General features: G+C 61.2%; 10 protein-coding genes. All 10 read right to left on the bottom strand.

What is annotated here, in order from left to right; translation table 11 throughout:
* Positions 1–146 precede the first annotated feature (146 nt).
* Positions 147–515: a hypothetical protein gene (locus tag ACK8OU_RS17405; protein WP_410304664.1), complete on the bottom strand. Its 369-nt coding sequence runs from the start codon at positions 513–515 to the stop codon at positions 147–149.
* 95 nt (positions 516–610) lie between these two features.
* Positions 611–1342, bottom strand: coding sequence for a DNA methyltransferase family protein (locus ACK8OU_RS17410; protein WP_410304665.1), 732 nt, complete (start codon positions 1340–1342; stop codon positions 611–613).
* Between the two features lie 71 nt (positions 1343–1413).
* Positions 1414–1968: a hypothetical protein gene (locus ACK8OU_RS17415; RefSeq protein WP_410304666.1), complete on the bottom strand. Its 555-nt coding sequence runs from the start codon at positions 1966–1968 to the stop codon at positions 1414–1416.
* A 339-nt stretch (positions 1969–2307) separates the two neighbouring features.
* Positions 2308–3141: an HNH endonuclease gene (locus ACK8OU_RS17420; protein WP_410304667.1), complete on the bottom strand. Its 834-nt coding sequence runs from the start codon at positions 3139–3141 to the stop codon at positions 2308–2310.
* 64 nt (positions 3142–3205) lie between these two features.
* Entirely contained in the window at positions 3206–3337 is a 132-nt protein-coding gene (locus ACK8OU_RS17425) for a hypothetical protein (RefSeq protein ID WP_410304668.1), read from the bottom strand.
* Positions 3337–3564 (bottom strand): thioredoxin family protein, encoded by a 228-nt coding sequence (locus ACK8OU_RS17430; protein ID WP_410304669.1) that lies wholly within the window; start codon positions 3562–3564, stop codon positions 3337–3339. Before ACK8OU_RS17430 ends, ACK8OU_RS17425 begins: the two co-directional genes overlap by 1 nt.
* 14 nt (positions 3565–3578) lie before the next feature.
* Positions 3579–4577 (bottom strand): permease, encoded by a 999-nt coding sequence (locus tag ACK8OU_RS17435; protein ID WP_410304670.1) that lies wholly within the window; start codon positions 4575–4577, stop codon positions 3579–3581.
* The gene (locus tag ACK8OU_RS17440) at positions 4574–5035 is read right to left on the bottom strand and encodes an ArsR/SmtB family transcription factor (RefSeq protein ID WP_410304671.1); all 462 of its coding nucleotides are present in this window, start codon (positions 5033–5035) and stop codon (positions 4574–4576) included. The genes ACK8OU_RS17435 and ACK8OU_RS17440 overlap by 4 nt, the downstream gene beginning before the upstream one ends.
* 254 nt (positions 5036–5289) lie before the next feature.
* Positions 5290–6582 carry an NAD(P)/FAD-dependent oxidoreductase gene (locus ACK8OU_RS17445; RefSeq protein WP_410304672.1) on the bottom strand — a complete coding sequence of 431 codons (1293 nt, stop codon included), beginning with the start codon at positions 6580–6582 and terminating at the stop codon, positions 5290–5292.
* A gap of 19 nt (positions 6583–6601) precedes the next feature.
* Positions 6602–7210, bottom strand: a complete 609-nt coding sequence (locus ACK8OU_RS17450; protein WP_410304673.1) for a helix-turn-helix domain-containing protein — start codon at positions 7208–7210, stop codon at positions 6602–6604.
* Positions 7211–7332 lie beyond the last annotated feature (122 nt).

The following is a 7332-nucleotide window of genomic DNA, read 5'->3' on the forward strand; positions in this document are numbered from 1 at the left end:
GCGCGGGGATTCATGCGTTCCGCAAACAGCAGTGGAAGCAAACTGGAAGCACAAGGGGCGAAAATGTCAGTGTGGCAAAAATGCTGCACGGTGGGCGCGCGTCCTGCGACGGTGCGCAAATAGGGGCGCCGTCAAGAACGCATCGTCTACTCACAACGACAGTTATCCCCGATGGCTTCGCGCGCTGCGCAATAAAGTTCTTGTCGCGCGAAGCCGACGCTTAGCCCCGTGAACTCGACGACAAATCCCCCATTCGCCCAGCACCACTGCCCGTGGCCAAAGGCCTTGGTGTATGCGTCACAGCTTCGACCAAGATACAGGGTCTCGACGCCCCGGATGTGATGCGTTGCAGCACCGTGCCCCACAGCGCGCGCGACCGGGAAAAGAGAGGTCAGGACATAACCATCCGCGTTGCATGTTGCGTCGTATTCGTGCCCATCCGAAGAGACATAGGACAACGCCGGGGCCGGGACGAGCGCCAGGCCAAGCAGGAATGCGAAGCTTTTAATGGTCATTCTTATGTTCCTTTTCGCGGGCGGTTGAGAAACGATCAAGCGATCAGGCCGCGCGTTCCTGATTGAGCCGGAATAGACGTGCGAGGATTTCGTCGTCAAGTCAGTTTGCCCGCGCGCCAATCGTCGCCCCAGCCGTATGCCTCGGCCACGGCCTCATCCAGCGCGCGGTGGGCGTGGTCGAGCCATGCGGGGTGGGCGTTGTAGAGGTTCGTGAGGGTCCGCTTTTTCAGTTCGACGGCGGCGGCATCGGTCTTTGGCACCAGCCGGTCGGGATAGCCGGGGACCACCTCGGGCACACGGGCAACAAGGTCGGGCGGGTTCAGCCAGTTTTCGCGCAATTCGTTCAGGCGGGCGGCGGAAGCAGCGATCTTTTGCGCGCGCGGGTTGGACGCATAGGCGGCGGCGGGAATGTCGGGCGTCAGTCCGCCGGGGAAGGGGAAGGTCTCGAAGGTGGTCGAGGGCGTATAGCGTGGCCGATCCTCCAGCGAGGTGTCCATTCGCAGCGCCCAGAGTTCGTGGAAGCGCGAATGCAGGACGCCGAAGGTCGTGTCGTCGTCGCGGGCAACCGCATAGATTGAGCCAGTGGGAATTTCGTTCACCGACAGGAAGACGAAAAACCTGTGCTTGGCCACTTCGGGCGTCGCGATGTAGCGATCCAGCCCTGCGAGGGCGTCGATCATTCCGGGGCGGGCTTCGCCGTAGCGCCACCAATATTTGCGATGCCCCTCTCGCCTCACCTCGTATTCGCCATTTTCATTCACTCGGAGTCGGCTTGCTCGTACGTGCTGGAACGGTGCCTCGAACAGAGCCGTGACGTGCTCAGTCATGTGGGTTCCGAAGTCGATAACCCACCTCTCCTCGGGTCGCCGCGTTAAGTCGATTCCGGTTTTCCAGCGTTTTACGACTTCCGGGTTCCGGCGACCGTTCGGTTTTGCGGCAGCACTAGCCATGCCCGCGCAGTCTTGGGGCTTACGACGAACGATCCGACGACCTTCATCCCCTGAAAGATTTTCTGTGAGTTCGCAGGTAGGGTAACCGCCTTCGTCAGGTCAGTGCCCCGTCCGCGCGCCGTTAAGTCGGCAAAAACCTCACCTGCCTCGGCCCCGTCCAGCCGCACCGGCCCGCCCTTGGCGGCATCGAAGCAAACCATCGACACACGGACGGCTGCGCCGTCCACGGTCCATTGCCGACAACCACATCGGCCATGCCCCCACTCGCGCAAACGCTGGGCCAGGCTGGCGAAGCGTTCGGCGGCTTCCTCGGTCAGGACTTGGCGCGTCTTGGTCGGGCGCAGTCGTTCCGGGGCGGTGAAGGCTGCCCGCAAGAGATCGCGCTTGGCCCCGTTAGTGAGGTCGTCAAGCGTCAGCGTGTGGACCTGCTGGACGGTGTTCGTCCAGTTGGTGTGGATGCGGATGGCGCAACTCGCTCTTTCCTTTGACGGCAGAGATGCCAAAGGCGGAATCCGCTATAGTTCCGCCTTCGGAAGCCTGGCGCCTGATGCGGTATTTCCGGGTGGGCCTGGTTAGATAGAGCTGACTTACTTCCGACCATTCTGCCGAATGCCTTGCAAGCCGAATGCGCCCTGCACTGCGACCGATGGTGTGCTGGCCGCTCCTGCATTGCATCGCGGGCAGGGAACTGGCGCGAGGGAAGGTGGGAAATCGTTCAAATCCAACAAGACCCAGCGAGTGTTTTCGAAAAATACCGTTTTTCCAATGATATGAGGCCGATCCGTATCTATGGCCCGGCCGGCCAGGTCATATCCTGGCCCAAGCATATCCTGAAGGCCAGGCTAGCCTTCGGGCTTGCCGGTCAGCACGGTGTTGATGATCGCGACATATCGGTCCGCGAGGTCGCGGACATCCTGGTGCGCAAGGTCAATAATGGCCCGCAATTGTGCGTGGTCCCCTATGGGGTGGTAGCCATGGGTTTTCATATGCGCCTCAATGGCCGCGATCCTGACGGGATCGTCGGCCAGAAATTCGCGAAAGTCCCTTTCAGCCTTTCGCGCATTACAGGCAGGACAGCTGGGAACCAGATTGCCCAGCCGATGTTCGCCGAGTGCCTGCTTGTTGATGGGCACGACGTGATCCATGACCAACGCGCCGTCGACACCGCAATAGGCGCAAGCGCCGCTGAATGCGTCGATAATTGCCTGCCACTGCGCTGCGCTGAACCGCTCTTTTCCAAGGCGGCTCAGAATGTTGCGGACGAGATGGTTTTGCGCGTTTCCGATCGCGTTCCCCTTGTGGCGGCCTCGCGCCGCACGGGCGGCCGCATCCGGCGCCGCTTCATCGGGCGCGGCTTTCCATGTGTGAAAACCGGCGGCGATTTCTTTGTCCGCGAGATAGCGCTGGAGAAGAGGAAGGCTCTTGCTGGTTGGTGGATTGAACCACTGGCTCGTGACACGCACAGGGACGCCCCTCACGACATATTCGCGGCTCCAGTATCTGACCCGATCGGATGCCCCAATCCAGGCAACTTGTCGGCAGAAGGGGAAATTGATGTCGAAGGCCTCTTTTGAATACCGGGGGTCTTGCAGGCGCGCGAATTCAGCCGGATCGTTTTCTTCGCAGTATCTGAAAATGGCCGGAACGCTGCTTTGGACAATTTGACCGATTTTCATGGTTTTCCCCGCGATGCTTCGAATGGAAGCATACCTGCGGTATTATTTTTCGACGACCAGAATTTCACGCAAGGGTTGAGTAGGGCCAGCGAAATATCGACCGGGCAAGGTCGGTATCCAGCGTGACGCTGGCCGCTTTCGTCCGGGCCAGGCCGCGCTGCGTATCGATGCGGCAGGTCTGGATGCGATATTCCATCAGATCAGCTTTCCGATCTCTTCCGCCGTCAGAACCTTGCCGCTGGACACCAGCTTTTCATCCACGACCAGGCCGGGCGTCGACATCACGCCATAGCCGGCGATTTCCGCAAGGTCGGTGACCTTGACGATTTCGGCCTGCTTGCCCGCTGCCGTTGCCGCCGTCTTGGCGTTTTCGGCCAGCGCCACGCATTTCCTGCAGCCCGAACCCAAAATCTTGATGATCATCGCGCGTCCTTTCGTCAGATGAACCAGGGCGATATTTCGTTGAAGATAATCCCGATCGACAGGATTCCAACCGTCACCACGGCGGTGAAGGTGATCAGCAGCGGCATCCTGACCACCCGCTTGAGCATGATCAGCGAGGGCAGCGACAGCGCCGTCACCGCCATCATGAAGGCCAGAACCGTGCCAAGACCCACGCCCCTGGCCACCAGCGCCTCGGCGATCGGCAGGGTGCCGAAGATGTCGGCATATATCGGCACGCCCACCACGGTCGCGACCGGCACCGACCACCACTTGTCCTGTCCCAGCAGGGCCGAGATCACCTCGCCCGGAACCCAGTTATGGATCGCCGCCCCGATGCCGACGCCGATCAGCACATAGGGCCAGACGCGGTGGACGATTTCCACCACCTGATCCCTGGCATAGGCCAGCCGTTCGCCCCGGGTCATGTCCGCAACATCGCCCGTCACCGGCACGGTGCGCACGAAATCCGCCACCTGATCTTCCATCCCCAGCCGCCCGATCACGGTGCCGCCGACGATGGCCACCACCAGCCCGACGACGACATAGGCCAGCGCGACCGGCCAGCCGAAGATCGAGGCCAGCAGGATGACCGAGGCCAGATCGACCAGTGGCGAAGAGATCAGGAAGGAAAACGTCACCGCCAGCGGCAGCCCGGCGGCGGTGAAGCCGATGAACAACGGAATCGACGAGCAGGAACAAAAGGGTGTCAGCGTGCCCAGAAGCGCCGCCAGCGTGTTGGCGCCAAGGCCCGAACGTCCCCCCAGCATGCCCCGCGTCCGTTCCGGCGGGAAATGGCTTTGAACGTAAGAGATGACGAAGATCAGCACCGACAGAAGCAGGAAGATCTTGATCACGTCATAGATGAAAAACTGGACCGACCCGCCCAGCCGCGATGCCGGGTCCAGCCCGATGGCCGCCACGCCCGCGCCCACCAGATCGTTCAGCCAGACCATCCGCAGGAGCTGGTCGTTCATCCAGCCAAAGATGGTCATGGTTCTGCCCCTTCGGTTTCAATCCCTACGGTCAATGCTGCATTGACAAGCCGTCGCAGCTGCGGCGCCAATGCCGGATCGATCCGGTAGCGCACCCATCGCGCATCGCGCCGATCCACCACCAGTCCCGCCCGCTTCAGAACCTGCATGTGCCGCGACATCCGGCTTTGTGTCGCGCCCAGTTGCCGCATCAGATCGCAGATGCAGTATTCCGACCCATCGGCCAGAAGGCGCATGGCCTCCAGCCGGGTCGGTTCGGCAAGGGCGGAAAGGACGGTTACGTTCATCATCGGGTGCTCTGGCTTATGCGCATCTGCGCATGACGCGATGACTGTTGCCTTGATATGTATCAATTTGATCGGTTCCAGAGGCCAGGGCGTGATCGGACATTCATTGGACGACCCACCAAAATTTTCAGCTTTTCGGATTTCAGATTTACGGATCATGGAAAACTTCATGCCATTGATCGCTTCGCGGCGTTCTTGCCGGGCATGAGCTACAAGACCGGCGGGTTTCCGCTGTGTCCGATCACCGCCGGAACAATGGCCAGCGCAAGCAGACTTCGCGCGTGTCGGCCGCTGGTCTGCTGCTACCGGGCAGATGCAGCGCGGCTGTCGCCGGCAGGCCGGCCTCTGCCGAAGATCAACGGGGGCTGCGGCCTGCGACACAGGGGGCGGGGCGTTCAGCCAGCCCAGACGCGTCCCATACGACCTCAGCGGTCCAGGGCGTCTCGGAATCTTGCCCATGCCACGGTCGCGACAACTGCCGGTTTGCGCATGAAGTAGAACGGGATTGGTCTTGGACGCGTGACAGGGAAGGCCAGATCGCGTTCCGGGATGCCACTCGCCCAGTCGGCCATCACCTTGCCAAACGCTGTTCCCATGGCGACCCCGCGACCGTTGAAGCCAATGCCTGCCAGGACGTTCGGAGTCACGAGGTCTAGGTGGGGGTAATGATCCTTGGTCATCGCCACGAAGCCGCCCCAGGCATAAGACCAGCGCACATCGCGCAGCTGAGGATAAAGCTTCACGGATGCGTCACGAAGCGCCTGCATCTGATGCAGGGTGCCCGCTTCAGAATATGCGCCGCGTCCGCCCATCACGAAGCGACCTGCGGGGTCTTTCCGGAAATAGAGCAGAAGTCGGCGGCTGTCCGAGGCTGAGTGGCCATAGGGTAGAATGGATTTGGCGACGTTGTCGGGCAGGATATCGGTCGCGACCTGGATTGAACGGATCGGAACGACCGTGCGGCGCATTGGCGGCACCAGCCCGTCGGTATAACCATTCGTGCACAGCAGCACTTTATCTGCACGCACGGAACCGCCTGCCGTGCGCAGAACGTGGTGGTCAGGCATGCTTTGCATGCTTGTGACCCGGCTATGGCCATGGATAGCGGCACCCGCGCGGATCGCCGCGTCCGCCAGCCCAAGGGCATAGTTCAGCGGGTGCAGATTGCCTCCGCGCTCATCGATCATGGCGTTACGATAATAGTCCGTGCCCAATAAATCGGCGGTTTCCTCGCGCGACAGCATGCGCAGCGGCGCCCCACGACGAACCCACTGCGCAACACGATTCCGGACGACATTCTCGCTTTGCTCGCTGTGAACGGGCTGAATCCAACCCGTCTGCGCCGCGGCGCACTGAATGCGGTGGCGTGCGATAAGGTCGAACACGAGCTGTGCCGCGCCGCCGGACATGGCGACCATCTTGCCGCCCATGTCTTGGCCAAATTGCTGAACGATGGTATCTGGGTCTTCTTTCAAACCCGGGTTCACCTGCCCGCCATTCCGCCCCGAGGCAGCCCAGCCGGGTGTTTCGGCTTCCAGAACGATCACGCGCTTGCCACGTTCTGCAAGATGCAGCGCCGCCGAGAGCCCGGTGAAGCCGCCTCCGACGATTGCGACGTCGCAGCTGTGTTCTCCTTCCAACGGAGGGCAGTCGGGCGTGGGGTTCGCGGTCGCTGTCCAGAGCGAGTTGGATATGACCTCGATTTCATTCCTGATCATGTTGTCGTCTTCCTTTCGCTCAATAAACAGCGGGGGTTACGATCCAGAGCGCCTCGGTGACCTGATCGCCTTCACACCAGAACCGGATCATCTGTCGTGCGTCGAACGCGAAGCTGTCGCCCTCGTTGAGGCGCATCACCTGCCCATCGACTTCCAGCCCAAGCACCCCCGACAGGACGGTGCCGCATTTCGCCCCTTCCGGGTGATTGTATGGGGTCTCGCCCGTGGATCCGCCCGGACGAATGACCAGACGCATCATCTGGATTCCCGCGCAGGCGTCCGGCGTCATCAGTTCCTTGATCATGCCTTTCGATCCCAGGTCCAGCACCCTGCGCTGATGTTTCCGCACGACGATCGCGCTGTCATTTGCGGCGTCGGGCGCATCGAACAGCCACCCCACCGGCATTTCCAGAGCACCGCAGATAGAGCCGAGCGAACGCACTGACGGCATCGTCAACCCGCGTTCGATCTGACTCAGCAGGCCGATCGACACCTCTGCCCTTTGCGCAACCTCCTTGAGTGACAACCCCCTTACTTTTCGGCGCAGCCGAAGCTTTGCGCCGATGTCGTTGTCTGCGGCCGCGGTCGTTGCGGGGTCGGGCCCGGATGGTGCAGTGGTAGCATTCATGCGGTTGACAACCCCCTTTTAATTTCGTCAGACTGAAACAAGTCGACCTGAATTTCAATATATATCTAACCAGCACAGGTCGCGCAACGCAACGGGAGATACCATGACACATCTGACTCGTG

Origin of the sequence: Pontitalea aquivivens (assembly GCF_046507575.1) — a bacterium.
Classification (GTDB): Bacteria; Pseudomonadota; Alphaproteobacteria; order Rhodobacterales; family Rhodobacteraceae; genus Pontitalea; species Pontitalea aquivivens.

Bases quoted from the DNA above. Each gene is read 5' to 3' on its own strand.
- ACK8OU_RS17435 (WP_410304670.1), bottom strand. From the start codon at position 4,577: ATGACCATCTTTGGCTGGATGAACGACCAGCTCCTGCGGATGGTCTGG.
- ACK8OU_RS17410 (WP_410304665.1), bottom strand. From the start codon at position 1,342: ATGACTGAGCACGTCACGGCTCTGTTCGAGGCACCGTTCCAGCACGTA.
- ACK8OU_RS17450 (WP_410304673.1), bottom strand. From the start codon at position 7,210: ATGAATGCTACCACTGCACCATCCGGGCCCGACCCCGCAACGACCGCG.
- ACK8OU_RS17425 (WP_410304668.1), bottom strand. From the start codon at position 3,337: ATGGAATATCGCATCCAGACCTGCCGCATCGATACGCAGCGCGGCCTG.
- ACK8OU_RS17420 (WP_410304667.1), bottom strand. From the start codon at position 3,141: ATGAAAATCGGTCAAATTGTCCAAAGCAGCGTTCCGGCCATTTTCAGA.
- ACK8OU_RS17440 (WP_410304671.1), bottom strand. From the start codon at position 5,035: ATGAAGTTTTCCATGATCCGTAAATCTGAAATCCGAAAAGCTGAAAAT.
- ACK8OU_RS17445 (WP_410304672.1), bottom strand. From the start codon at position 6,582: ATGATCAGGAATGAAATCGAGGTCATATCCAACTCGCTCTGGACAGCG.
- ACK8OU_RS17405 (WP_410304664.1), bottom strand. From the start codon at position 515: ATGACCATTAAAAGCTTCGCATTCCTGCTTGGCCTGGCGCTCGTCCCG.
- ACK8OU_RS17430 (WP_410304669.1), bottom strand. From the start codon at position 3,564: ATGATCATCAAGATTTTGGGTTCGGGCTGCAGGAAATGCGTGGCGCTG.